Origin of the sequence: Gracilimonas tropica DSM 19535, from assembly GCF_000375425.1 — a bacterium.
GTDB lineage: Bacteria > Bacteroidota > Rhodothermia > Balneolales > Balneolaceae > Gracilimonas > Gracilimonas tropica.
In genome coordinates, this window is record NZ_AQXG01000003.1 from 1 (window position 1) to 25,285 (window position 25,285).

Sequence of the window (25,285 nt, forward strand, 5' to 3'; positions counted from 1 at the left end):
CAATTTTTATCCCGGAAACTGTCTCCGTCGGACAAAAGCACAAGGGTGCGCTGGGCATTTGAATTTTGATTATAGAGTAAAGCAAGATCATCTTTTGCTATACTAGTATTAAAGGATTCTATTCCTTCTAAGACCCTCCCAATATTAGAAAAACCATCATCCCATAAACCACGGGTTCCAAAATAATTATTATTTTCTTTATTAGGCCAAACGTATAAAAATATCCCATCAACATCGTCTTTTATCAATTCATCTCTTAACCGTGTGTACTCCACTTCTGAAAACCACGAGGAATAATCATTTTTAAAACCTTGTATTATAGGAATAATCTCTGGGATTGGTAATGAGTTTAATTCATATTCTCTTCTTATCTGCTGAATAATTATATGCCAGAATTGATGATTATGATTGTAAAAGTCAGGCATCAATACATCAACATTCGATCCAAAAATTGAGTATTTATTTGAACTTGAAATGCTATTGGTAGTACCGTTTTCATTATAAATGTCACCATCAAGTTTTCTTGTTGATGAATAATGATCATGTAAATCATTAGCATCGAATGCAATATATCTTTTTTGCTGATATTGGTTTGTATTTAGTTGACTTAATACAGCATTATTATTTCTGAAATTATTCTCCAAAGTTCTTATACGACTTCCCATTTGATTAATAACCTGAGTATCATGATTTCTTACAAGAGGCTCGTCATCTAAATACCAACCTCCCAATGGTCTATCATCTTTATTTCCTAATATTGAACGAATAAGATTTTCGTCACCATTGACGGCGGTGTGAACAATATCAAATTCTCTTTGAAGTATCTCATTTATAAAATTATCAAACAATGCCGTATTTAATGTTCGATTAGTACCTTTATCATTTCCAATTTGAGCTATTGAGGTTGCACTTGTATCAAATGGAGGATCAACAAATTGAGTATAAAGAGGTACCGAAATTGTTTGTAGAAATGCTAATCCATCATGTTGAGTTTCTTCATATATTTCTTCCATATAGTCACCAAACCATTCATTAAGATCAAAGTTTGGGTAAGTTCCTCTAATCCAAGTACGATATGGAATGACAATATTGGCAGCTTCATATTGGTTTGAGGTAACTCCTTCATGTGCATCCATTACTTGATTAATGATTCCTGAAATAGAGGAATTATTTCCATCCTGAAGCGCATATAATCCAACTCTAAATTTTTCTCCATCTTTTTGGTGTTGAATTGGTTGCGATAGAAGTAAAGAAGGATATATTAAACCGAAAATAAGTAAATATTTTTTTTTCATAAGAGGAGTAATATTTGAGGATTAAAAATGAACATAACATAATATTATACGAACAAGCATATTGTTAGCAGGAGACGAATAAAATCCGGAACCTTTCTTCAATACACATATTCGCTGCTTTTGAGATGTTATTCCTCATATCAGACGGATAACATTCTAAATAGAAGGGAAAGCGAACCAACCGTACCAATCATTTACTATACATTGTTCGCAACCCCGAAATATCATTACGATTAAGAATAAAACCTTTTCGCGCACAAAAATCCAAATTTTCAGTGAAATCTTGGATTTTTCTTCTTTTTGGATAGTGTTTTTTGGCTCTTTTTTCTTCTCCATTAAACTCCATATTACTCCATATTTCAGGAACACTTTTCCAAATGCTTCCAATGGGCTTTATATCCTTACGTAAGCTTCCAATGCCCTTTTTATCCCTGTGTTTTAAGCCATTTTACTCCATTTTTTTGCAGCTATTGTTCCCGTTTGAATGTCTCTTTAACCTGTAGATGCACGGTGGAGCAGTCCGGTAGCTCGCTGGGCTCATATCCGCCAATTGGCGGACGCAGGTTCAAATCCTGCCCGTGCCACTAACTTTTTACCGGTTTAAATGGATCATTCAGCAACAGCCCTTCTTAACGATATCGAAAACCCGCCTCTTAACGGTGAGCATCGGGTTATGAAAAAGGTGCAGGGAAGAGGTCGCCCGCCATTGGATGCCTATATGGAGCCTGAAGAAACGGAAGAGATCGCAGTAACGGCCCAACGCATTCAAGAGAATTACCCGTTTTTTGGAACCCTGCTGAAAGAAGAGAACGGCCTTTTCCGACGTAAAGAAGTGATCAGCCGTAAAAGCCCGCAAACTATTGAGCAAATTGAACAACGTTTTGGCGGGGGCAAATACCAGGTACGCTTAAAACTGGAAAGCGGTACCGAAGAACAGATTCATTTCTTTATTCCGGAAACCCGGCAGGAAGCGAGTCAACTCGTACAATCGCCGGAGGATCGGAATTTCATGGATAGTATTCGCAGGGAAGTACGGGAAGAAACACGGGAGGAGTTTCAGGAGATCATTGAAAGCATGGAACGCCGTCTGAAATCCAAAGACGGAGAATTGGATGATCTAACAGGCAAAGTTCGCCGGTTAACATTGGAAGCGGTTGAGGCCGAACGGAAATCTACGGCTACAGTCCGGGAGGAAACCGAACGGCTGCAAAACAAAATTGAAGACCTGAAAGAAGAGATCCAGGATCTGAAGTTTGAAAACTTTGAGCTGCAGCAGGAATTGAAATACGCCGATGTAGATACCGGCTTTGATTTTAAAGAGATCCTGAAAGACGCGGTCAAAAGCCCGGAACTCATGCAGATCATTGCTCCCTTTGCGGCCAAGTTTACACAGGCTGCCCAGGCAACCGGTGCAGCGCCTACGCTTTCAGCTCCCAGGGCCAATCCCCAATTCAACCAACATGAAGCGGGACTGAATGACACTTCCAGTGAACCGGAAAAGACCGCTGAAAACGAAGCTCAACCCGAAGCCCAGAACCAAACTGAACAAGAACGCATGCAATATTTGGTGAACCAATTTTCAAGTACCGTAATCCAAACCATTGCTTCGGCCATGGTGAACGATCAGCCCGGTCCCGACAAAGTGAAGCAAGTTATTAATGAAGGATTGCGAGGTCTTCAAAGTAATGGATTGCAGGCTCAACCCGGACTTTGGATCCAAATCTCCCGGTCCTTGATTGATGTAGCCTTGAATAATTCTGTTTCGGCCCAGAAAGCAGCCGAAACCATCATGCCGGTACTGGCTCAACTGGATGGTGCAGCCGACAAACTCAAATATTTCCCTGCCGATGCAGCCACCAACTTCCTGATCGATCATTTCAAGATCGAGGTCACTCCGGAGCAAAAACAGTTTCTAACCGAAGTGCTGAAAGCCTTCAAAAAGCAGATTAAATAGTCGGTGGATCTTCCTCAATTAACCATATCACGAATCCCCAACAGCCCGTATCCCTACGGCAAAGAAAAGGCGGGAGCTTCCTCTAACGGGGAACGCTCTCCCTTTTTTATTCGGACGAATTATCCCGGCCTTGACGGAGTAATCGACAAAATGCGGGAATTGGTTACCCAGGGGAAAGGAGATCCAACCGTACGCAAGAAAGCCGTCGAAATTACCGGGCGTATCAAAACCGATCCCCGAACCGGGCTACCCAACCGGCGGGATTTTACTGCAATTGCCGAGGCCGTTTATTCCTGGATGAAAAAGAATATTGCATACGTGCGAGATCCGGACGGAATAGAATGGCTGCAAACCGCCAAAAAGACACTGGAACTGAAATTCGGTGATTGTGATGATCAGTCGATCTTAGCGGGAGCATTACTTTCCTCTATTGGAGTACCGGTTCGGTTTAAAGTAGTTAAGGCCAATCCTCTTAGGCCGGAATCCTTCTCCCATGTGTATTTGCAGTTTCAGGATAAAGGGAAATGGAAAGGATTTGATCCAACGCTGCATAGTAAAGCAGGGGACGAATTGAGTGATTATCAGATTTTTGGCCAAAAAACAGTGGATTTATCCGGAGTACCTGTTCAGGATAACAAAAGCTTGATGTATGCCTTGGGGTTGAGTGTGGTTGTTGGGTTCAGCTGGATGGCATATCGCCATCGAAAAATAAACTCTTTAAAAAAATAGACTCATGGGAACGTACTTAGGAATCCAGTCGAACGAGAAAAACGAATTAGGTTGTTCAGAATGCGGCTTTAATGATGGACTTGGCGTAGATCCGGTTACCATCATAACTGCAGCAACCCCGATTGTGAAGCTCGGGCAAAAGCTCTTTGGCGGTAAGAAACAAAGCCAATCGTGTCAGCAACGCCAACAGGAGGTTGCTGATATATTCAGAACGGTTTTTTCTACTTCAGAACTGTATGAACTTTCAGCCAAACTGGACGAGATGGAAAGTTCGGATCATGGTTCAACTCCGGAAGGATTGGCCTATGAGTATATCGGTGGAAAGAACTGTAAGGTCGAGAATGACGGTAAACGCCGCTGGGTAGCGTATGTGAATCAGCGCATCCGGGAAAAGCAGCTTGAAATGCAATCGAACGGTTCTTCTCAGATCACCAATTCGATTCCTACCACACCAACGCAGAACCCCTCACAACCTCCCGTGGTCGCAAAGCCTGCTAAAGCCGGTTTTGCTGCCGGTCTGTCAAATCCCATGTGGATCGGTGGCGGCCTGGCCCTTGCATTGGCAGGAGGAACGGCCTGGTATTTCCTAAAGGACTGAACCGATGAAAACCGTCAACATGCATCTTTTGGATGATTCCGTTTGTGAGCAGATCCGGAAGGAGCAAGCAGAAAAGAATGAATCTCAGTCAAGCAAAAAGGACTACCTACCCTGGTTTTTGGCCGGTGGCCTTGCCTTGCTTTGGTTAGCTAAATAAGTATGACAAATACTCTGCCTACATACCAAGTTCAGACCTTAAGCGACGCTCCTAATCCAAGCCTGATTCAGAATGAAAACGGTTCGTTGCGAATCGTTAAAAGGTATCCGGCTAATGGAGTTCCTAAAAAGGGGATCCCCTTTGCCATTGATGTTGAGGTTACGATGGAGAAAACCTTTAACAATTCTGTCCTGGGAGTGGGTTGTACGGAAATGACGGTCATTGCCTATGATCCTCAGTACCGAACGATCTTAGGTTCAGCCAACATAGATCCATCGCTTTTCTCCTGCACAGGAACCGGAAAATTAATTTTCTCTGAAAAGTTTGTTCCGGACAAGAACCACCCGGTTATGTTTGATGTGGTATGGAATAACGATTTCCGAAAAGATATCTCCAGCCTAAACAAGACCTGGGATACAAACCCAATCATGCGGAGCGGGGTCTTAACATTGGATGTAGATGAAAAAGAGGGATTGGCCACCGGCCTGTATGCGAAGCCAACCGAGCCGTGGTACAATTTTGAGTACACCAAAACCAGTGCTCTGTTTGGTATAAATACGACTCTTAAAAGAGTAATTACTATCAGCGCCATAGGAGTGGGAGTTTATTTTGCTGCTCCATTCTTCCCAGTGATTAAAAACGGAATAAAAAACATTGCCGCGAAAAAATGAGCTTTAAAAATTCAAACATTCAGGACGCTTATATCATATCGGAAACCCTGCATGACGGTGAAAATGAAGTCATTGATTTCATTGCCCGTCAAGCTGAGAAGATCACAAAGAACCATCGTGGCAGTTGGGTGACCGAAGCTTTGGCCCTGGCAGATCTGGCCAAGGATAATGATGGGCTGCGGTCGGCCTATAACCAAAACAAAGAGGCTCTGGATCAATATTTCTCTCATGTAGATGTGGAGAAAACGGTAAGAATGGTCGGGCCTGATTTTAAAGAGCAGGTGAAACTTTCGCTAAGGGAACGAGCCAAGAATAATCTGCCCGGCTTTGCCATCGGATTTGTTACGGGAGCCTTCATCTTTGCACTCAAAAAAAGTAAGTAAATGATAAGCGCTGCAGATCTTGCTAAGAAAAAATTCACCGGGATTGATTTACCGGAGCCGTATTCAACGGTATTAGGTAAACTGCCTAAGAACTTTTCCCTGGCCATTTGGGGGCCGGCCGGTTCCGGAAAGAGTACCGTTGCCGTGGATCTGGCAAAAATTTTGGTAGAAAGCCTGGGTAAAGGAATCTACTGTTCCAGTGAGGAAGGGGCCGGACCAAGTATGCAGAATAAGATCAAGCGCCTCAAAGCCGATCACAAAGATTTGTTTGTGATGGATTTTGAAGGGATGGAAGATTTGAAGTCTGCCATCAAATACAGTGGAGCCAAATTCTGCATTTTCGACTCGGCAAGTATGAGCCATATCAAGGTTGCTGATATGGAGAACATTCATGATTTCTGTAAAGACAGCGAAGTTGCATTCCTGTATATCCTTCACGCAACAAAAGCCGGAGATTTTAAGGGTAATACCTATTTGATCCACATGCCCGATACCGTGCTGAAAGTTCAGGATGGAATAGCCAAAACCGAGAAAAACCGCTTTGCCGAAACTCCCCAGGAATTTGAAGTACGCTTTGAAGTAGATGAACGGGAAAATCCACTGAACCATGATTCAGATGAATCTTGGTATATTGAATATCTGGATTCTAAAAATAAATTCAGGCCAAGTATAAAAACATTCAGCGGCAAAGATAGTTATGAAAAAGCTGTAGAATGGGGTAAGAAAAACTTGCCGAACTTCAATATAGATATGGTTCGGCTTCACAGAGAAAATGGATATCGGCCTAATCCATTAGATTCTGAATTTTATGGCATTGATTTCATAGAGTCCGAATTCCAGGAAGATCTACGTGAAAATAAAGCCCCTTCCCCGGACGAACTTTACGAAACCATTACCGAGCAGATCTTGGAGCTCATGGAAAGCGGTAAAGAATTGCCGTGGCAAAAACCCTGGAACAGCAAACGCAATTTCCCGCATTCGTTGCCTACCAATTTTATTAGTAAAAAAGCCTACCGGGGCATAAACCGTCTGCTGTTGATGTTCACCCGCATTGTGAAAAACGATGAAGGTAAAAAGGTCCGTGTATTAGGCGGCTTTGATCATCCTTACTATTTAACAACGAAGCAAATTGATACCCTTGGAGGCCGGATCAAAGAAGGTGCCGTTGGTCAGTACGCTTTTTATTTCAATGTCCTGTATGCCTACGATCAGGAAGATCCCGAACTGGATTACAGCACAACCGACGAAAACAAGTTTATCAAATGGGCCGAACAAAACTGGAATCAAATTTCCATTGATGAAATTTCCGGTAGCACACCCAAAGAGTTTGCTGAAAAACACACGTACCCGCTGCTGAGGTATTACAATATTTTCAACGGTTCCGATATTGAAGGCATTGATTTTGGCGAGCTGCCAGCTCCAAAAGAGTTACCGGAATCAGAGCGTATAAAAACCGGTGAATTAATTGTAGAAAACTACCCGAACCCGCCGGAAATTGAATTCGGTGGAGATCAACCGGCGTACTATCCAAAGCAGGATAAAATCAAAATGACGGAGTTCAAGCAGTTCAAGGATGGACAAAAATATTATTCCGTCTTTTTCCATGAGCTTTCCCATTCAACCGGCCATTCCAGCCGCTTGGATCGTGGCAATGATACCCGCGTTCGTGATGGCAGTGATGAGGACAAAAAAGCGTACAAGTTTGAAGAGCTTGTAGCTGAAATGAGTGCAGCTTTCCTATGTGCGGAAGCGGGAATTCTATTCCATACCAGGGAAATGACCGCCGCCTATCTGAAAGGATATAAAAACGCCTTGGCCGAATACATGGAAGATGATGATCGATTCTTTTTCCGTGCTACCAGTCGCGCCCAGGCCGCAACCGATTATATTTTGGATCGGGATGAGAACGGTGTACCGGCTTACCGAAAGGATCTGAACATTGAAAAAGCTGAAACCGAGGCAGAAACCGAGTCTAAATCTGAAACAGATATTGAAGTCATTTCAGATAATAATGGAATTACGGTTCTTGCCAACAGTGAAGAAAACCGAGTACAGATACTATTTGACAGCAAACCAAGTGAAGAAATACGCGATCTGCTAAAAGCAAACAATTTCCGTTGGGCTCCTTCTAAGAAAGCTTGGCAAAGAAAGCTTACCGAGAATGCACGGATTGCAGCTGAGGCTATGTTGCCCGCTTTGCATAATCAGGATGGTAATTCAAAATCTGAGGGGCAAAGCCAGAAAGATAATTCTCTCACACAAGCCGAAAGAGAAGTTTATAACGAGCTGCTTCCATTCTATCAGAAAAAAGCCCTAAGTGATCAGGGTTTTAAGGCGTTGAAAAGTGCGCTGGAAAAAGTGTCCAAGCAATACCAGGAAGTTCCAGAATTGTACGCACAAGACGGCAAAGGAAAGGACGCAACCATTTATCTGCATGCCTTCAACGGGGCAAGTGATTGGTATATAACCGAACTGGATAAAGAAACTAAAGAAGCGTTCGGATTTACGGTATTGGATCAGGATTGGCCCAATGCCGAATTGGGCTACATGAGTTTGGACGAACTTTTCGGCCAGGAAGACTACAAACCCGGAAAAAGCCCGGAACTGGATCTGTATTGGGATACCAAAACGATCAATGAAGTAATTGGAGATCGCAAAGCCGGTGAAGCTGCAGATCAGTTAACAAAAGGCGGCTACCAAGTCGATATCTATTTCAAAACGGATAAGCCGGTTAAAGGGCAGTACGATATCATTGAGGCCAGGGATCTGATCCCAAGCCACAATAAAGACTGCAGCCAAAACAGCAAGCATCTGATCAGTAAAGCCCAACCGAGAGATCGTTCCGGTGCGGACTTGTGTAATCAGTCTAAGTTGATGGCTCAGAAGCTCAATCCGGATCTGATCACTGTTGGAAACAAAGCGTTTGACGGTGCCCCGGTAACCCTTTCCGATGGACAAGTGATCCAGGGCAACGGACGATCCATTGCATTGAAAATCGCCTATGATGAATTTGAAAAACAGGCCAATAAGTACCGAAACTATCTGCTGAAAAATGCTGAAAACTTTGGTTTATCCCGTGAGTATGTAGATAGATTTAGTCAGCCGGTGCTAATCCGAAAAGTCTTTGTATCAGAAGATGAAGCCATCAAGCTTGGAAACATTGTTGATACCAGCCAGGCAAAAATGAACCGCTTGGATCAAGCCAAAGCCTACATTCGTCAACTGGACGAGCAAAAGCGCCAAATCATAGGCCGTATCATCAATTCAAGTCGCGGTGAAACGTTAGGTGAGATCCTGGACGATAAAGGCTTAATGATTCTGGATCAACTCAAAGACCTGGACAGAACGGGCCTTGTAGAAAACAATGCGCTAACGGGTGATGGAAAAGACTTTCTGAAACAACTGTTCGCCGGATTGGTTTTTGACAGTGATAAGAATAAAGATGCCTTAAAGCATTTCGCGAAGCTGCTTCATAACACCAAAGCCGGGATTGAACGCTCTTACGGTTTTATCATTCCGTTTATTGGAACCGATCGGGATATTGCCCCGGTACTGCAAAAGTCCATTGAGATTGTTCAGGCTATTCAAAACAGTGATGCCATTGATACGATCCCGGATTTTCTGGCCCAGGGGGATGCCTTCACCGGAATTAACCGTGATCGTTTCAGCGAGAAGGAAGTACAGCTTGCGGAATTCTTACTTCCACAGAGTACCCAAATTGCAATCAAGCGAGCTTTTCAGGTGTACTACTTCAAAAGCATTGGCCGGAATGACTTGCTTAACCCGATTGAAAAAGTTTCTCCGGAGCAGGCGTTCAAAGATGCCTTTGTCGATCAAGTGCGAATTAACCCGCCATTTATCAGGATTACTGCAACCGGTTTAAGCAAAACCGACAAAGAAAAGCTTAAGGAACTGGGTGTCGGAATTCAGCAAAGTGGGCCGGGGTATTACCTGACCTTTGACAGCAAAATCAAAGACAAGGTGAACAAATACCTGGATAAGCAAGACCGGGTACGTACCAATCCGCCGGAAGAGTTGATCAAGCTTTACACTCCTGCTGATTTCAAGAAGGGTGATATCGTTCGAGACTATTATGACAACGAGAAGTACGAAATGACCAGCAAGCGGAAGGGCACGTACTACTTCAAAAATGTGAACACCGGGAAGCGGGAAAAATTCCGTAAATCGGACAAACGGTTCCTGCGCAACAGGGATGTTACACCCACGCTTTCTCTTTTCAGAGAAAATCCAGATCCGTTGGCCTTTATGGGAATCACGGAAAAAGTAACCATTTCTTCTGCAAATGGGATGAAGGAACTGGAAGGTAAATTCCCAACATTCCTGGCCGGCAACAAGCTTTATATCATGCCTAAGAGCCGCGTCAAAAAAGTGAAAAACATGGTGAATGACCGGAAAGCGGTTCAGGCTTTTGAAGAGTTCAATAACTATGCGGCCAGTGATGTCGATTACAAGATTGACTTTCCGGAGGATAAATCCGTTCCGGTTGGTACGGCCGCAAAAATTTGGTACGCCAGTGATAAAGTAATTCAGGAAGGCGACCGGAAAGGGAAGGTCAATCACTACGTACACGAATTTGATGCGGGGAAAAGGCCGGCTGTTGTGAAAGGGGATGTATTGATCATAGGGAATATTGAATGGGATGCAAGGGGGCTGTTGAACTGATGATGAACGTACGAACGAACCGGCCCGGCCCTACGGGCTATTACCCTAAACCCCAAAAAATTCGCTGATATGGCAACTGTTTATGCGAAAAATCCCGCTGAGTTGGTGATCCAAAATCCAGCGAAATCAAGTAAGAAGAAAAACTCAAAAACCACTAAAAAAATGGCGAAACAAAAACGTAAAAAGAACGGCCGGTTTACTTCCAAAAAGAGATCAAACCCGGCAGGAGACTTTGTTGATACAGGTAAAAACCTGTTCATGAAATTCGGTTTGGCTGCCTTAGCTGCTACCGGTGTTACCAAGATCATTTCGATTGGAGTGAGTAAAACACAGTTGCCCAAAGTGGCCAAAGACGCGGTCATTATTGCAGGCCCGGCAGTCGGTGGAATTATTACCAGCATGGTTGCCGGTAAAAACAATGCCATTGCCCAGGGTATTGCCGGCGGTATGGTATTGGCCAGTGTGAATACAGCTACGGATCGGTTTATGCCCAAGGAAGGGGATCTGTCCGATAGCGATATGATCGTAAAAGCCGATGGCTACGTCTATGATCAGAACGGAAACCCGATCGCACAGATCAATATGCCGGGAGCCGAAGAAACCAAAATGCTTCCTGAAAGCACTACGGCTTTTCAGGTAATTCCCGAACATGACAATATGTTGGGAGAGTTTGAAGGTTCGTTCGAGTCAGGCGAATCCTGGGCCGTTTAACCTTCTAAAAATTGCTTTGAAGGATTGGTTGTTGGGGAACAGCCAAAATATGGAATCAGGCCTGTTGGGGGCTAACTGAAACCATAAAGACTAATAGGAACTCCCATGTCTTTTAAAGCAAAAGTACAATTACCCCAGGGCGTTGAAGTACTACGCCGTTACGACCGTCGTGAAATTGACGGAAATACCCCGAAGTTGAGCCTTTTTACTCCTTCGCCTCAACCCAACGATCCCGATAACAACTACGTGAATAACCCGCTTCCGGGAGCCAAGAATCACGTTGTTTTGGGCCTGTCTTTGAACTGTACCATCCAGCATCTTGAAAGTGCGGCCAACATTGACCCCGTGAAGGTGGTGAACCTGCTCAAAGATGCGGTTGTGAAACTCGACACCAATGGTGGCCGGGAAGAGCGTATCCTTCACCCGATCAAGGATTACATGAACTTCTCCCAAAGTTCGATTGTAACCGCACAGTCGTATGACAGTGCCGCGCCCGCCACTGAAACCAAGATCATTGCTACGCTGCAGGCTACCGGCCCGCGTAACATTGATAACCTGTTCTATTTCGAGCCGAATGAAAGCTTCACGTTTGAAGTGCTCTTCAAGAACGGAGACTTCCCCGCTCAGGCAGACTGGACGCAGGGACGATTTGGCGTTGAAGCCGAACTGTACCTGGCGCAAATGAACGCAAAACAATTGGCGGAATACGACCGCCGGTTGCAAGCGGCTGCCGGGTAATCTCCCAGGCAAGTGAACTTAAAACCCGGCAGCCAAAAACTGCCGGGTATTTAAGCCCAATCTATCAACAGGTAAATCGAACGAAACGAATATGAATACCCAACTTGAAGAGCTTTTATCAAAAGCCAAATATTACACGCCTGCAAAAAAAGTAGAATTAGCTGCGGGGGAAACGAAAACCGTCCGGTTTCAGGGCCTTAATGCCAAACGCTATGGAGTGAACCGCCTGGCCATTGGTGGTACCGGTCTTGATTATGTGATGGCCACACTCGCATTTAACAATGGCAGAGATAAGAAAATTGATGAAACCAGTCTTTCTGCATTGAGAAAATTGTTCCTGGCCCGATCACTTCGAGGGGCTTTGATTGTGGAAAAGGCTACTGAACTTTTTGTAACGCTTACCAATACGGACAATACGGCGCACACGGTCAATGTTCAGCTGATCGGCTACGATGATGAACATTTGATGCATAAGATGGACTCTTACGAGGCCAATGGCATTGAATTTCCACAACCTGAATTTGTCTATATCACCAAAACCATTGCATCCGGTGTGGGACAGCAGCGGTTTTCTGTGAACCTGCCATCTCACAAATTGCGCCTGTACCGGATGGCGGTAAGTACAACCGGCACCGAAGATGAAATACAGCTAAGCATCCGGCAGGATCGAACTCGGATTAAACCGGAAGTCTTTCTCAGTCAGATCAATGACGAGTTCGAGGACAAGGACATTATTCTACCGGCTACGCTTCAGGCGCATACCCCGTTCGATCTGTTTGTAACCAACACTGGAGCGGGAGCCCATACGGTATCCTTTATTGCTGAATGTTACCGGGTATAAGGGGGCGCTATGGATGATGCAACGAGAATACTATGTGAAATTTCTGAAAAGCTGGACGGCTTACAAACCTTGGCTTCCAGGAGTATAGGAGGTGGAGAAGTAACGACACTCATTCTGCCGGTTACCATTGGCAATAATCAACCACAACGATTTTCCGATGCAAACCGGGGCAGGGTAGGGCTTGTGATCCAGAACCGATCCGGATCACAACTGTTCATTGCCTTAGCTGGTAACGAAGTGGAAGTAAGTGAGGATTATTACAGCTTCATTATTGAGCCGGACGATCATTTGATCCTGGACCAAAAATCCCTGCTTGAAACCTATAAAGGTGAAGTTTGGGGAGTTTGGGGCAACGGTGCCCCAGCAGATAGTCGGGCAATGGTCACCGAATTAAGTATAGAGGAGGCTGAATGAGCCGGTTCTATCCACCATCGGGAGGATCTAATTTACCTTTTGCCTTATACATTGTTTCAGGGATGGTAAAGGAAGGAACATTGATCGTGAGTTGGAGTACCGGCCAACCGGCCAGCCAACAAATGGACTATGGGGTTTCAGATAAATCCGTTCCTAATCAAACTCCGATTAAGATTGACGGGGAAGGAAATACCGTGTATTCCATTATGCACGAAATCGCCTTTCCGAATACTTTTATTGACACTATTCATTATTTCCGGGTTCGCAGTAAAAATCGGGCAGGTAAAGAATTGGTTTCTCCGATCTATGGAGTATATGTAACCAGTAATCTATCGCTTTCCGGTGCACGGGTTGGAGCTCAGCAAGTAGAAAGCGAAAAGATTACCCCGATTCTGTTCCAGGTTCCAGAAACCGGTGGGTTTACAACCAAAGGAAATACAGACTATCCCGAAATAGCTGTCGCTGACTCTGTAGCTGCCTTTAGTGGAGAAGAACTACTAACCGTAGAGGATACCCAAATTGCAAATGCGAAATCTACTGCCGGTGCGAATATCATATCGGCGGTCGTGATTAACTGATGATTTTTAACACACCAATTTAAAAGAGAACTATGAAAACGAATGTTTCCAATTCCCAACTCAAAGGCATGAAATCAACCAACATTCCCTTAAGAGTAGGTTCACACAAAGGAGGTCTTGATCTGTGGGTTCGTATGAAAATTGACGGTGAAACCGTTAGCGAATTCCCCGGCCATAGCTTTGTTTCTCAATTTGCTTATGATTTACATGCATTAATGCATGGTGGAGAGGCAGAACGACAAGTTGCGTTAATAGGGTATAATCTAAATAATAATTACAAAATAATTGATGCAGCCAGTAATGCTTCTCCAATAAGGATAGGGGTTCTCGTATTTTCACAAGCGCTAAACAATACTCAGAATGGTGACTTGGTTTGGGTATATGGTGTTCGGGGCAATACGGCTGCAAATGGATTACGTGTTGCCCAAAATGTTGGTGCGAATGGAGATTTTGATCTGTATGAATTAGACGGTGTTACTCCTGTGGTAGGTAACGGAGCATATAGTGGGGGTGGCGCTTTCAATGCGATAGGAAAAAGAAACTGGAGTTTCAATAGAGGGGGAAACCATTCAGCCCCAGTGAATCAAGCTGAATTTGGTTATTGGGAATTAGTTGTTGGTACAGACAATGATCCCGTGAGTATAAATGATTTTGGTTTACATAACAGGTGTGCTCCAGGTAATAATGAAGGAGAATTAACTCCATCAGGCAGGTCAATAACAGCCCAAACAACTGATAAACCAAGCAGTAAGTTTAGCATTCTAACTTCCTACACCAATAACTCCGGTGCTTCAATTGATGTAGCTGAAATTGGCTTAACAAGATGTGTTCGCAATGTGACTAATGAAGGCTACCAATCTTTGATTGCCAGAGATGTTCTTGATGTACCATTAAGTCTCCCGGTAGGTAAAACTCTTTCTGTAGAATACGAAGTGATAACAGAGTTACAGCCAGATACTCAAGACACAGATTTAGACGGCACCAATGGTGGTTTTACAGAGCGTTTCTTGAATAGAATGCGAATCATGGCTTCAAATTCACCTCAAGATGGTTACATGAACTTTCTGAATGTAGCTGGGCCTTCTGCAGAATTATCGAGTAATGAACGATCAAATCGTAAAGGTTGGGAATTAGGTATCAGGCTGGGAACAGATAATACATATGTGTCTACTACCAATACTGAATTAATCGCTCAAATCGACCATAGCAAAGACGGTTTATATTATTACGGCTCGAATGTTGAAGATGTAATTATTGATGAGGCTAATAACAAAGCCACTTTTGAAGTTAATCGAATATTTGAAAACAGAAGTGCTGCTCCTATTACAATAAAAGAAGTTGGCTTATTTGGGAATAATTCTGGTGAAGCGCAGTTCAACGGAGTTTATATGTATGCCCGAACCGCCTTGGCACCGGCTGATCAATTCACTATTCAACCCGGAGAATTCCGGATTGTTCGTTATACCCTGGAATTCATTGCTTAATGATTTCCCAGGTGAACATATCAGCGCAGCTGCGTAATGTAAATCGGCTTGGCCTTATGCCTGTTTTCAAGGGCGTAGCCAACAAGTATGGGCTTTCTTTGAGCCTGCTTTTGGCAATTGCTTCCCGCGAAACCGGTATGGGTACCGATACTTATGTGTTGGCCAACAACTGGACGGGGAGGGACGGCCATGGCAAAGGGATCATGCAAATTGATGATCGATACCATGCTATTGCCCAAATGATTCCTGCAGATGATCACCCTGCCAATATTGAATATGCAGCACGTTTTCTTTCCGATCTAAGAAAGGCATTGCCTTCAAAAAAAGCAGCGATTGCCGCTTATAATGCCGGGATAAACGGGGTTAAAAACGTCTTGGCGCAAGGACTTGATCCCGATGTTGCTACAACCGGAAATAACTATGCAGCCGATGTTTTGAGACGTCAAAAAATGATTCAAAAAGAAACCGGTTTTGAATTTCCTATCACGAAGGCCGGATTCATGCAAAGCATTCCAGCCCTTTTATTACTAAGCGGAGGGGGAGGTTTGTTGGTGGAACAATTAAAAACCCGAAAAAAACAGAAAAAAGGTACCTGACATGGGAGCTTTATTAGGACAACAAAATACAGGAACACAAGATCTTGGAAGTGTTTTTGAAGTACCGGACATGCAATTAACCCCGGAAATAAATGAACCGGATACAAACTTGGAGAGTGAAAACCCCCGAAACATTGGAAGGGCTAATTCAGATACTGTTCTCCAACGAAACAGAGAAATTGAACGCTTGAAAAATGAAGCACGAGAGAAAGCGAATCGCCGGATTAAAAAAACGTTCAAGCAGGGGCCAGCGGTTCAGGTTCCGGAACCAAAGATCATTAAAGAGCCGGTTAAGACAGATTCTGAAACCAATCAACAGGAAAGTTCAGCAGCATTAGTTATTCCGGGATCAGCCAATCAGGTCATTGGGATGCTCAAATCCATCCCAAAAAAGTACTACGCCATAGGGGGAGGCTTACTGCTTACAGGAATACTATTGAAGAGAGGAAGAAAATGAGGGTTTTGAAGCTTACAAATCCGATGATGAGTGGTGATGATGTAAGGCAGGTTCAAAACATTGTTGGGGCTAAAGTGGATGGTGTATTCGGTCCGGAAACCCGAACTAAAGTGATTGACTTTCAGGCTAAAATGGGCCTTACACGCGATGGCATTGTTGGCCCGAAAACCTGGAAAGCGATCACTGAGTATTCAGGGGAGGTGCCGGTAACAAACAAAAGTAAAGTCCCAACTTTAGCTGCTAACAGTTTTAACGACAGATTGCTAATTGCAGGAGGTTTGGCCCTGGTAGCCGGTATTGCCGCAACCGTTTGGAGGAGCCGGAAATGAAGGTAGCTAAGGATTTCGATATCAGGGAATTTGTACCGGAATCACTCTGGAAAGATAAAGGAAAAGCAGCAGCCTGGTACGTTAGCCCGACGGTTATTCATTTGGCTCAATTCTACAAAGATTTTTTCTCCAACTACTTTGAAGAGGAAGTAACGGTAACCATTAATAATTGGCTTTGGGGTGGTTCATTCCAGGAGCGAGGTTGGCGCTATCCGGATACCGAAACCGGTTCACCGTTAAGCTTTCACCGGGGCGGCCTTTGCACGGCCTTTGACTGCGAGATACACCGCAAAGAATCAGGCATTGAAATCAATCCGGCCAGAATTCATTCGATCATTTTAAAACATGAACGTGAGTTTATGGCCAAAGGATTAACCACACTGGAAAACAAGAAATATGCTCCAGGGTGGACGCATTCAGATCACCGGCCAACCGGCTTAGATCATATACTGGTAATAGGGGATGCCAGGAACTAATCTCACATACAATCATGAAAGCAGAAACTGTAAATATGTTACACCCCGATTTTTATAAAATGATCATGCAGTCTTTTTTAGAAAATCCGCTGCTTAAAGCGGTGATAGCTGCCGTCATTGCCTTGTTTACAGTTCCGATTGAATTTGTAGTGGCTCTCCCGATTTTTTGGATACTGGATTTTGTCAGCGGCCTGTATGCAGCCAAAAAGAAAGGAAGTTCATTCAGTGTCGATAAACTGAATAGCCAATACGTGAAAATTGGCATTCACATAGCTTTCTTGATTGGCATGGTAGTATTGGCCAACCTGTTCGCCGTTCAAAAATTCATTGTTTTTGGGTTTGGGTATATCATTTCCACTGAGTTTATATCTACGATCCGGAATCTGTTTGGCGACAAAAAATCCGTTCAAATCATCAGTCATTTCAAAGAACTGTTTGAAAAAACCATTGGTCTGGATCTTCCTGATCCGGATCCAAATGATTCAGAAAATGAGCATTGATCTAAAACATACCGCGGCTATTCTGCTTGTGATCATAGGACTGATCGCATTGAACGTATATCAATGGCAAAACCCGAGGGTGGTGGAAGTTCCGGGCGGTACGCAGCAAATAGATTCCACGGCCTGGGTACAGAGATCTGCTTATCTGGATAGGGGAAGTATTATTGATAGCCTTAAGAAACAAAACAAAGCCCTGGCCAATGAGATCCTGGAATATGGGGATGCCATAGCCAGTTACGCACGGTTAACCGGAAAGCTCCGACTGAAAGTAGATTCCCTGGAAACCCATAAAGAGGAGTGGCAGGATATTCCCAAAAATTCATTTATAAGTGAAAAAGATACACTAAGAGATGCGAATACAGCATTTCTAAGAAAAGCCCGGCTTGATCTGCTCGATATGAAAACCCTGGCTGATACCACGTTCATCTCTCAACGTCAATTTGGTGGCGGATTATTCCTGGTAACCGGAACCGTAGAATTTAAGCAGCGACAATTCCGGCAACGACTTTACTTAGAGCAGCTTCGGGATATCCGTTTGGATGTGGTGTCCACGGTTAGCCGGGATCAATCCCGAGTTCTAACCTTCGTTTCCAGTCCGGATTTTGAAAGCCTGGAATACAAAAGTTTTACTGAACTGAAACCCCAACGTAAACGATTGCCCTGGTTTTGGATTGGGTTAGCAACCGGTGTGGCCGGGGCAGCAGTTATCATCAATTAAGAGGCTACAATGTCAAAGAAAGCACTTAGAACAATCTACAAACCCAATGAAGGAACGGTCGCTGTTGATTATGTAGATGAAAGCAGCGGTGAGCAAGGATCTGAAACACTGAGTGTTACGGATTTTGAACAAGAGTATGGATTTAACCCTGCCAATGAAATGCTCAGGCAGTTTTCATTGCAGGAAGACCCTCAGCTTATAACGGAGCCGGATCAGCTTAGCAATAATATCAACTAAACTTAAAAGAGGAATAGTATGGATTGGCCAAGTTTTGGATGTAGTGAATGGTTGTTTTGTTACGAACTTGCCGGCGGTGTAGCTTGCCATCACTGGACAGGATGTCACCCGATCAATGAAGGTGATGAACCCATGCAACTCGAATCCACCTTTGATGCCGGAGGAAGTATCACTCCAGGAGACGAACCAAGCATTATAGGGGGAGTAAAAGGGTAATGGGAGGACTTTTTGGCGGATGGTCCAGGGTAATTTTTGGAGCATCCCGGCAAAATGAAGAGATGGCAGCCCGGCGAATTAAAATTTGCCGGGCCTGCCCATTTAATTCAAAGAATGGAAACTATTCCGGTTTCCGGAGAGACGAACACTGCACAAAATGCGGGTGCACCTTAGCAGCTAAAACAAAAAGCCCTTCAAGCAACTGCCCGGTGGGGAAGTGGTAAGGAACAATATTTGGGATTGTCTTTAAGTCCTGATTTTGTTAGGATAAGCGCCAACCAAATTGTTTATCTATGACCATTCAGGAATACGTTGATCAGCTAAATTTACGATACAAATCAGGCATTTCGCGGGAACATAGCTATCGGGGTGATTTACAGACTCTGCTTGGAGATGTTCTGCCGGATCTGCTTATCACCAATGAACCTTCCAGAACCGATGTTGGAGCCCCGGATTATATCCTCACCAAAGGCAAAATCCCAGTTGGATATATCGAAGCTAAAGACATAGGTGATCCGGATCTTGAGGGTAAGAAGAAAAACAAGGAGCAGTTTGAACGTTACAAGACTGGTCTTCCGAATCTGATCTTTACTGATTACCTCGATTTCCGTGTATATCGAGATGGAGAATTTCTGACTTCTGTCTCTATTGCTGAGATCAAGGATGGAAAAATCGTTGGAAAGTCTGAAAATTATGGTGAGTTCGAGAATATAATTAAGGATTTTGGAACACATGTTGGACAAACCATCCGCAGTGCCAATAAGCTGAGTAAGATGATGGCCGGTAAAGCTCGGATTTTAGCGGACGTGATTGAGAAAGCGTTAGATGCCGATGAGGAAAAGCAGAAGAAAAAAGTCAACGAATCGGCCAATAATACCCTGCGAGAACAACTGGCCGCTTTTCAAAATGTGCTGATTCATGATATTAAAGCGAAAGAGTTTGCGGACATCTATGCACAAACCATCGCCTATGGCATGTTTGCGGCCCGGCTGCATGATCCCACGCTCGACACGTTTGATCGCCATGAAGCCGCTTCGCTTATTCCTAAAACCAATCCATTCCTCAGAAAACTGTTCCAGTATATTGCGGGTTACGATTTGGATGACCGCATTGTGTGGGTGGTGGATGGACTCGCCGATATTTTCCGCGCCACCGATGTGAACGGACTCCTCAAAAACTTCGGGAAATCCACGCAGCAGCAAGATCCGATCATCCATTTTTACGAAACCTTTTTGGCGGAATACGATCCCAAGCTGCGCAAAAGCCGGGGCGTTTGGTACACCCCCGAGCCAGTGGTGAATTTTATTGTCCGTGCCGTAGATGATATCCTGAAAGATGAGTTTGGTTTGAAGGACGGCTTAGCAGATACTTCCAAAACCAAAGTGAAGGTAAAAGTGCCTACCCATGATAAGCGCCATAAAGGCGGAATGGTAGAAGAAGAACGCGAAGTTCATAAAGTACAGATTTTAGACCCCGCAGCAGGAACGGGAACTTTTTTGGCCGAAGTGATTAAGCAGATTCATTCCAAGTTTGAAGGACAGCAAGGCATCTGGGCTACCTATGTGGAAGAACACTTGATCCCCCGTCTGAATGGATTTGAGATCTTAATGGCCAGTTACGCAATGGCTCATCTCAAACTGGATTTATTACTTCGCGAAACCGGTGTAGAACCAAGCGGAAGCGAACGATTTCGGGTATATCTCACCAATTCTCTGGAGGAACACCATCCTGATACCGGAACCCTCTTTGCTGGTTGGCTTAGTGAAGAGGCTAATGAAGCCAATCACATTAAGCGTGATACTCCAGTGATGGTTGTATTGGGTAACCCGCCTTATTCAGTGAGTAGCTCTAATAAGTCCGAATGGATAATTAACCTGATTGATGATTATAAAAAAGAACTAAAAGAGAAAAGCTATAATTCTTTATCGGATGACTACATAAAATTTATTAGGTACGGTCAATATTTCATTGATAAAAATAAATATGGTGTGCTGGCCTTTATTACAAATAATAGTTTCTTAGACGGAAAAGTTTTTCGACGTATGAGAGAAAGCTTATTAGAAAGCTTTGATAAAATATATGTATTAAACCTGCATGGTAATTCTAAAAGAAGTATCGAATCAAGTAATCAAAAAGATGAGAATGTTTTCGATATAATGCAGGGAGTAAGCATTAATATTTTCATTAATTCTGGATCTAATAAAGATAAGCCTGGAAAGGTCTATTACTATGATTTAATAGGTAATAGAAAGAAGAAATATGACATTCTATCAAATAGTCAGTTAAACACTATAGAGTGGAGTTTGAGTGACTTAAGAGCCCCAAATTATTTTTTCACAAATAAAAACTATGACGGTCTAGAGGTATATCAGGCTGGTTTTACTTTAGAAGGTTTATTTTTGAATTATTCAAGTGGTTTAGTTACCGCCAGAGACTCACTCCTCATTTCTTTTAAAAAGGAAACCCTGAATCATGTGAAAAATGATTTTTTAATTCTCAGGGAAACAGAATTTAGAGCAAAGTATGATAATCTTAAGGATAGTCGCGACTGGAAATACGAAAACGCTAAATTTGTAATAGATTCTGGTAACTATACTATTGAGAAACTTTATTATAAGCCATTCGATTACCGTTATGTATTTTATTCAAAAGACTCAAAAGGGATCTTGTCCTACCCCAGACATGATACAATGAGTCATTTTATTGGAAATGAGAACATTGGTTTAGTTGTAAATAAACAACATGTAAACGCTGATTTTACTCATGTGACAGTAACTAAAAATATTAATGTTAAAGGAAGTCATTATTTGGGAAATAATGGTAATGACTATCTATGCCCATTATATCTTTACCCAGAAGAATCCACCCAACAAACCCTCGATGGCAAGCCCGAGCGCACGCCGAATTTAGATAAGAAGATCGTTCAGGAAATTTCGAAAAAGCTGGGACTCAAATTCACTCCGGAAAAAGAAGAAACCGAAGGTACCTTTGCCCCCATTGATCTGCTCGATTATATCTATGCCGTCCTTCACTCCCCAAGCTACCGGGAGAAGTACAAAGAGTTTCTAAAGATTGATTTTCCAATAGTGCCTTACCCAGACGATCCCGAACTCTTCTGGCAGCTGGTAGAATTGGGCGGCGAGCTGCGCCAAATACACCTGCTGGAGCATCCGGTGGTGGATGAGTTTATAACCACTTATCCTATTGCAGGCAGCAATGTCATTTCCAACCGACTAACGAAGACCGAGCCCGGGTTTATTCCGGAAGACGATGATGAAACAACCGGCAAAGTTTGGATTAACGAAGAACAGTATTTCGGCAACGTGCCAAAAAAAGCCTGGGAGTTCTACATCGGCGGCTACCAACCTGCCGAAAAATGGCTCAAAGACCGGCGGGACCGAGAATTATCTATAGATGAAATTCGCTACTACCAAAAAATAATTGCGGCCCTAATGGAGACTGACCGGTTGATGCAAGAGATTGATGTAGTTTTGGAAATATAAATAGAAAGATATGGATACAGGTAATTTAGGAGAATCTATTTTGGCAAAATGGTGCCATCAGGTAGATTTAATTCCAAATAGAGTTACTGTCGATAAAGATGGTTGGGATTTTTTAGTTGCATTACCCCTTACATATAATAATGATATTAAATCACTTGATAAAGATGACAGCCATGATCGTACTTTAATCCAAGTAAAAACGACTACCAAGGAGAGAGGGAATCGTAATATAAAGCTGTCAAACCTAAAGAAATTGGTCGATGCCCCAATTCCTGCTTTCTATTTATTAATTCAGGTAGATGAAGATGGAGAACCAGTAAAAGCGCATCTTTTTCATGTTTGGAAAGAAATAATCGCTAAAGTCCAAGAGAAAATTAGAATTATTCCAAAAGATAAATGGAATAGATTAAATAATTATAGGTTAGCACTCCCTTGGGAAATTGCTGAAGAATTAACCTCTCTTAATGGTTTAGCGTTAAAACGAATAATTCTGAATAACTTGACTAATACTAAAAAAAGCTATTCCGAAAAAAAATATTTGCTAAGAGAGAAAGTCGGTTACGAAGGAGAAACAGGTCAAATCCATTTCCAGGGTAAGTTACCTGATAAATATAATGATGATATTGAAGCTTTTATGGTTGATTTATACTTAGGTGAGGTTGATAAAGTTGAAGTGTATGACTGGGAGGTAACCGATAAAAGGTTCGGGCATGAAATTGTGGTTAATAAGCAAGAAGGAGGTCATTTCAGCCTTACAAATATTGAACCTGTGGGACCAGCTACAATAAAGTTTTTAACCGAGGATCATAGATCATCTGTTGAAATTAGTACCGAGTACTATATCCCAACAGGTATAGGTCAAATCGTTAAGAATGAAAAAAAATGGAAGGTTTTATATAAGGCACCATTTATTAAGTTTTCAATTTATCCGAAAGGAGGGAGGATTGATTTTCTTTTTGATGTCCCAGATTTCAGAATTGAAGCAAAGCTTTCTGAATTGGTTGACATAACAAATCTTATGCTGTTTTTTGATGAATTAAATAGTACAGAAAAAGTGATTTTTCATATATCCAACAATGGAGATCCTTTTATTGGTGGAAAAATTACATTTAAAAATTATAAAGAAAAGTTGCCTTTAGAGTACTTTAAGTCTATTAAATCAGCAAATACGATATTAAATTATTTAAATTTAAAAACAGATATAAGTATAAATCCTAATGAACTTAGATCTCAGGTTAACAGACTTAGTTTTTTAAATAATCTTCTATCACCAAATTTAACTAAAATACGATTTGAATTTTCTACTGATAATGAGTTGTCAAAATATTCTAAGACAATAATACTATATCCTCTTTCTCTTACAATTGGTGAATATTTGTTGCCCATTCAACTGCTGATTCAGGGCGTGCCCACGAAGACCGGTAAAATTGATGGTAATCAGCTTTTTTATAAGTTAGAAACTAATACTATTGGAATTGAGCAATATCGAATCTTATCAAAAATAAATGATGACCCTAAAATTGCACATGAAGATATGAGAGAAGCTTCAATGAAAAAGTATGATATAGACGGCGTGATGGTACTTTATAATGACGAAAAAATAAGGTGAAGTAATTTCTACCTTTAATAAGAGTCTTATATTTTTTTAGGACTATGATGGTGCATGCGCTTAACAGATTTAGATTGGTTTTTTCAACTTGTGCTAATTTATCTCTTAATTTGCTTGGTGTAAGATGAGTATACAATTCATCCGTCATACTAATAGATTTGTGGCCAAGCATATCTTTCACCTCCTTTAAGGTAAAACCATCTTCCAGCCATTTTGTGGCTCTTTTATGCCTGATTTCTTGGATGGTTTAGTCGAATGGTAGAATTATAAATATGGGTAAAATTCAATTTAATCGTCAGCCTCCAATCGTTTCATTTTTTCTATTAAAGGCTCGTAGGCAAGGTGAGTATAAACATTTGCTGTTACCTCAATAGAATTTCCCGCCATTTGAGCAGCTTCCGCAACAGAAAATCCATCTCGAATCCACTGAGTAATACGCGAATGCCTCATTCCATGCATGGTTTTAGTTTTATCAATATTTGCCTTGTCACAATATTCATTAAAAGCCTCTCGTGCAGCCTTGCCACGAACAGGCATTCCATCATAACGTCCGCCTTCATGTATAAATACATACTCATTCTGAGTGGGCCAGCCCCGGATCTGGAAGTAGTCTAATAGGAATGGTCGCAGCTTTTTAGAGATTGGGATATAACGCTCTTTTTCTCTTTTGGTCGGACCTAGGTAAAAAACAGAACAATCTTTCATAATGTTTAATCCTTTTAGTCCGGAGTAATCCAATTTTGGAGAGTATGCAGCTTCATGAAGCCTCATACCTGTATAAAAGTAAGTTGCTATCAACGGTTTAAACCAGTCCTGCCTATGATGTGTTCTATACCACTTTTCTTTAGAGATCTTTGCCTGATGTTCATCAAATGTCTTAAAAAGTTTATGAAACTCTTCTATCGTTAACATCTTTTTGTGATAGCTCACCTTTTTCTCAGGAAGATTAATTTTGTCCAGAGGGTTTCTGTCAATCCATCTTTTATCCATCATATAATTGAAAAAGCTTTTGAGTCCCCGAGCATTGGCATGAATAGAATCAGCAGATATCCCACCTCTGAAAAGAAAGTTTTCTACCTTTTCAGAACTTAATCTGCCAGGGTGAAGATTAGCTATATCCTGGTGACTGAAAAAGTGATCTATATTTCGGGTATAGAAGTCAATGCTGGCAGCCTTTAAATGTTGTTTGGTAGCTAAGAATTTTTCTTTCGCTTCCTGAAGGGTATAGGGGAAGTCTTCTTTATTATTTCCCAGGGCTTCATCAATGTCAAAATCCGGATGGAACGGGTTTATCGCATGTTGTTGCTTGAGTTTTTCAAGCTCTTCTAACTTCTTTTGGGCTATACTTTTGTAATTAGTGCCCAAACTGTATGTTTTTCGGATTCGTTTTCCATTTACCGTCTTTGAA

General features: G+C 42.4%; 26 protein-coding genes and 1 tRNA gene. 24 read left to right on the forward strand and 3 right to left on the reverse strand.

Translation table 11 applies throughout. The features are described from left to right. Positions 1-1,295: hypothetical protein (locus B151_RS18125; RefSeq protein WP_040516715.1), on the reverse strand; the 1,295-nt coding region annotated here is incomplete at its 3' end. Positions 1,296-1,799: 504 nt separating this feature from the next. Here B151_RS18125 and B151_RS0106445 point away from each other — a divergent pair. The 24 genes from B151_RS0106445 (at position 1,800) to B151_RS0106570 (ending at position 23,877) form a co-directional block, all read left to right on the forward strand. Continuing rightward, positions 1,800-1,879, forward strand: a tRNA-Met gene (locus B151_RS0106445). 20 nt (positions 1,880-1,899) lie between these two features. Continuing rightward, positions 1,900-3,249, forward strand: a complete 1,350-nt coding sequence (locus B151_RS0106450) for a hypothetical protein (RefSeq protein WP_026166528.1) — start codon at positions 1,900-1,902, stop codon at positions 3,247-3,249. A 3-nt stretch (positions 3,250-3,252) separates the two neighbouring features. After that, the gene (locus B151_RS0106455; protein WP_020402794.1) at positions 3,253-3,978 is read left to right on the forward strand and encodes a transglutaminase-like domain-containing protein; all 726 of its coding nucleotides are present in this window, start codon (positions 3,253-3,255) and stop codon (positions 3,976-3,978) included. Positions 3,979-3,982: 4 nt separating this feature from the next. Further along, a complete protein-coding gene (locus B151_RS0106460; RefSeq protein ID WP_020402795.1) occupies positions 3,983-4,576 on the forward strand; it encodes a hypothetical protein in 594 nt (197 codons plus the stop codon). A gap of 4 nt (positions 4,577-4,580) precedes the next feature. After that, positions 4,581-4,733 (forward strand): hypothetical protein, encoded by a 153-nt coding sequence (locus B151_RS20085; RefSeq protein WP_157470739.1) that lies wholly within the window; start codon positions 4,581-4,583, stop codon positions 4,731-4,733. Between the two features lie 2 nt (positions 4,734-4,735). Beyond that, positions 4,736-5,404 (forward strand): hypothetical protein, encoded by a 669-nt coding sequence (locus tag B151_RS0106470; RefSeq protein WP_020402797.1) that lies wholly within the window; start codon positions 4,736-4,738, stop codon positions 5,402-5,404. Continuing rightward, complete coding sequence (locus B151_RS0106475; protein ID WP_020402798.1) at positions 5,401-5,787, forward strand: hypothetical protein; 387 nt, start codon at positions 5,401-5,403, stop codon at positions 5,785-5,787. Before B151_RS0106470 ends, B151_RS0106475 begins: the two co-directional genes overlap by 4 nt. After that, entirely contained in the window at positions 5,788-10,470 is a 4,683-nt protein-coding gene (locus tag B151_RS0106480; protein WP_020402799.1) for a zincin-like metallopeptidase domain-containing protein, read from the forward strand. Between the two features lie 69 nt (positions 10,471-10,539). Further along, positions 10,540-11,181 carry a hypothetical protein gene (locus B151_RS0106485; protein WP_020402800.1) on the forward strand — a complete coding sequence of 214 codons (642 nt, stop codon included), beginning with the start codon at positions 10,540-10,542 and terminating at the stop codon, positions 11,179-11,181. A 105-nt stretch (positions 11,182-11,286) separates the two neighbouring features. Further along, positions 11,287-11,919, forward strand: coding sequence for a hypothetical protein (locus B151_RS0106490; protein ID WP_020402801.1), 633 nt, complete (start codon positions 11,287-11,289; stop codon positions 11,917-11,919). A gap of 91 nt (positions 11,920-12,010) precedes the next feature. Then, positions 12,011-12,760, forward strand: a complete 750-nt coding sequence (locus B151_RS19435) for a hypothetical protein (RefSeq protein ID WP_020402802.1) — start codon at positions 12,011-12,013, stop codon at positions 12,758-12,760. A gap of 9 nt (positions 12,761-12,769) precedes the next feature. Then, positions 12,770-13,174, forward strand: a complete 405-nt coding sequence (locus B151_RS0106505) for a hypothetical protein (protein WP_020402803.1) — start codon at positions 12,770-12,772, stop codon at positions 13,172-13,174. After that, positions 13,171-13,752: a hypothetical protein gene (locus tag B151_RS0106510; RefSeq protein ID WP_020402804.1), complete on the forward strand. Its 582-nt coding sequence runs from the start codon at positions 13,171-13,173 to the stop codon at positions 13,750-13,752. The genes B151_RS0106505 and B151_RS0106510 overlap by 4 nt, the downstream gene beginning before the upstream one ends. Before the next feature lie 32 nt (positions 13,753-13,784). Then, positions 13,785-15,236, forward strand: a complete 1,452-nt coding sequence (locus B151_RS0106515; RefSeq protein WP_020402805.1) for a hypothetical protein — start codon at positions 13,785-13,787, stop codon at positions 15,234-15,236. Positions 15,237-15,292: 56 nt separating this feature from the next. Then, positions 15,293-15,832: a transglycosylase SLT domain-containing protein gene (locus B151_RS0106520; protein ID WP_211207831.1), complete on the forward strand. Its 540-nt coding sequence runs from the start codon at positions 15,293-15,295 to the stop codon at positions 15,830-15,832. 1 nt (position 15,833) lies between these two features. After that, a complete protein-coding gene (locus B151_RS0106525) occupies positions 15,834-16,289 on the forward strand; it encodes a hypothetical protein (RefSeq protein WP_020402807.1) in 456 nt (151 codons plus the stop codon). A gap of 5 nt (positions 16,290-16,294) precedes the next feature. Beyond that, positions 16,295-16,618 (forward strand): peptidoglycan-binding domain-containing protein, encoded by a 324-nt coding sequence (locus B151_RS19440; RefSeq protein WP_211207832.1) that lies wholly within the window; start codon positions 16,295-16,297, stop codon positions 16,616-16,618. Next, positions 16,615-17,094 (forward strand): hypothetical protein, encoded by a 480-nt coding sequence (locus B151_RS0106535; protein ID WP_020402809.1) that lies wholly within the window; start codon positions 16,615-16,617, stop codon positions 17,092-17,094. The genes B151_RS19440 and B151_RS0106535 overlap by 4 nt, the downstream gene beginning before the upstream one ends. Before the next feature lie 14 nt (positions 17,095-17,108). Continuing rightward, the gene (locus tag B151_RS0106540; protein WP_020402810.1) at positions 17,109-17,594 is read left to right on the forward strand and encodes a hypothetical protein; all 486 of its coding nucleotides are present in this window, start codon (positions 17,109-17,111) and stop codon (positions 17,592-17,594) included. Continuing rightward, the gene (locus B151_RS0106545) at positions 17,584-18,312 is read left to right on the forward strand and encodes a hypothetical protein (protein WP_040516722.1); all 729 of its coding nucleotides are present in this window, start codon (positions 17,584-17,586) and stop codon (positions 18,310-18,312) included. The genes B151_RS0106540 and B151_RS0106545 overlap by 11 nt, the downstream gene beginning before the upstream one ends. Before the next feature lie 9 nt (positions 18,313-18,321). Next, positions 18,322-18,549 carry a hypothetical protein gene (locus tag B151_RS0106550; RefSeq protein ID WP_020402812.1) on the forward strand — a complete coding sequence of 76 codons (228 nt, stop codon included), beginning with the start codon at positions 18,322-18,324 and terminating at the stop codon, positions 18,547-18,549. 18 nt (positions 18,550-18,567) lie between these two features. Next, on the forward strand, positions 18,568-18,765 hold the full coding sequence (locus B151_RS0106555; RefSeq protein WP_020402813.1) for a hypothetical protein: 198 nt from the start codon (positions 18,568-18,570) through the stop codon (positions 18,763-18,765). Between the two features lie 293 nt (positions 18,766-19,058). Then, on the forward strand, positions 19,059-22,268 hold the full coding sequence (locus B151_RS0106565) for a type ISP restriction/modification enzyme (protein ID WP_020402815.1): 3,210 nt from the start codon (positions 19,059-19,061) through the stop codon (positions 22,266-22,268). Positions 22,269-22,278: 10 nt separating this feature from the next. Further along, positions 22,279-23,877 carry a hypothetical protein gene (locus B151_RS0106570; RefSeq protein ID WP_020402816.1) on the forward strand — a complete coding sequence of 533 codons (1,599 nt, stop codon included), beginning with the start codon at positions 22,279-22,281 and terminating at the stop codon, positions 23,875-23,877. Here the strand turns inward: B151_RS0106570 and B151_RS20495 are convergent. Together B151_RS20495 and B151_RS0106575 are read right to left on the reverse strand one after the other, a co-directional pair. After that, complete coding sequence (locus B151_RS20495) at positions 23,783-24,121, reverse strand: tyrosine-type recombinase/integrase (protein WP_083909876.1); 339 nt, start codon at positions 24,119-24,121, stop codon at positions 23,783-23,785. The two genes, B151_RS0106570 and B151_RS20495, sit on opposite strands and share 95 nt — an antisense overlap. A 44-nt stretch (positions 24,122-24,165) precedes the next feature. After that, complete coding sequence (locus tag B151_RS0106575; RefSeq protein WP_169332194.1) at positions 24,166-25,242, reverse strand: tyrosine-type recombinase/integrase; 1,077 nt, start codon at positions 25,240-25,242, stop codon at positions 24,166-24,168. Positions 25,243-25,285: the final 43 nt, after the last annotated feature.

Coding starts and splice junctions, on each gene's coding strand:
- B151_RS0106480 (WP_020402799.1), top strand. CDS start 5,788: ATGATAAGCGCTGCAGATCTTGCTAAGAAAAAATTCACCGGGATTGAT.
- B151_RS0106520 (WP_211207831.1), top strand. CDS start 15,293: ATGCCTGTTTTCAAGGGCGTAGCCAACAAGTATGGGCTTTCTTTGAGC.
- B151_RS0106565 (WP_020402815.1), top strand. CDS start 19,059: ATGACCATTCAGGAATACGTTGATCAGCTAAATTTACGATACAAATCA.
- B151_RS0106550 (WP_020402812.1), top strand. CDS start 18,322: ATGTCAAAGAAAGCACTTAGAACAATCTACAAACCCAATGAAGGAACG.
- B151_RS0106490 (WP_020402801.1), top strand. CDS start 11,287: ATGTCTTTTAAAGCAAAAGTACAATTACCCCAGGGCGTTGAAGTACTA.
- B151_RS0106470 (WP_020402797.1), top strand. CDS start 4,736: ATGACAAATACTCTGCCTACATACCAAGTTCAGACCTTAAGCGACGCT.
- B151_RS0106515 (WP_020402805.1), top strand. CDS start 13,785: ATGAAAACGAATGTTTCCAATTCCCAACTCAAAGGCATGAAATCAACC.
- B151_RS19435 (WP_020402802.1), top strand. CDS start 12,011: ATGAATACCCAACTTGAAGAGCTTTTATCAAAAGCCAAATATTACACG.
- B151_RS0106475 (WP_020402798.1), top strand. CDS start 5,401: ATGAGCTTTAAAAATTCAAACATTCAGGACGCTTATATCATATCGGAA.
- B151_RS0106535 (WP_020402809.1), top strand. CDS start 16,615: ATGAAGGTAGCTAAGGATTTCGATATCAGGGAATTTGTACCGGAATCA.
- B151_RS0106570 (WP_020402816.1), top strand. CDS start 22,279: ATGGATACAGGTAATTTAGGAGAATCTATTTTGGCAAAATGGTGCCAT.
- B151_RS0106510 (WP_020402804.1), top strand. CDS start 13,171: ATGAGCCGGTTCTATCCACCATCGGGAGGATCTAATTTACCTTTTGCC.
- B151_RS0106485 (WP_020402800.1), top strand. CDS start 10,540: ATGGCAACTGTTTATGCGAAAAATCCCGCTGAGTTGGTGATCCAAAAT.
- B151_RS20085 (WP_157470739.1), top strand. CDS start 4,581: ATGAAAACCGTCAACATGCATCTTTTGGATGATTCCGTTTGTGAGCAG.
- B151_RS0106505 (WP_020402803.1), top strand. CDS start 12,770: ATGGATGATGCAACGAGAATACTATGTGAAATTTCTGAAAAGCTGGAC.
- B151_RS0106450 (WP_026166528.1), top strand. CDS start 1,900: ATGGATCATTCAGCAACAGCCCTTCTTAACGATATCGAAAACCCGCCT.
- B151_RS0106460 (WP_020402795.1), top strand. CDS start 3,983: ATGGGAACGTACTTAGGAATCCAGTCGAACGAGAAAAACGAATTAGGT.
- B151_RS0106555 (WP_020402813.1), top strand. CDS start 18,568: ATGGATTGGCCAAGTTTTGGATGTAGTGAATGGTTGTTTTGTTACGAA.
- B151_RS0106545 (WP_040516722.1), top strand. CDS start 17,584: ATGAGCATTGATCTAAAACATACCGCGGCTATTCTGCTTGTGATCATA.
- B151_RS0106525 (WP_020402807.1), top strand. CDS start 15,834: ATGGGAGCTTTATTAGGACAACAAAATACAGGAACACAAGATCTTGGA.
- B151_RS0106540 (WP_020402810.1), top strand. CDS start 17,109: ATGAAAGCAGAAACTGTAAATATGTTACACCCCGATTTTTATAAAATG.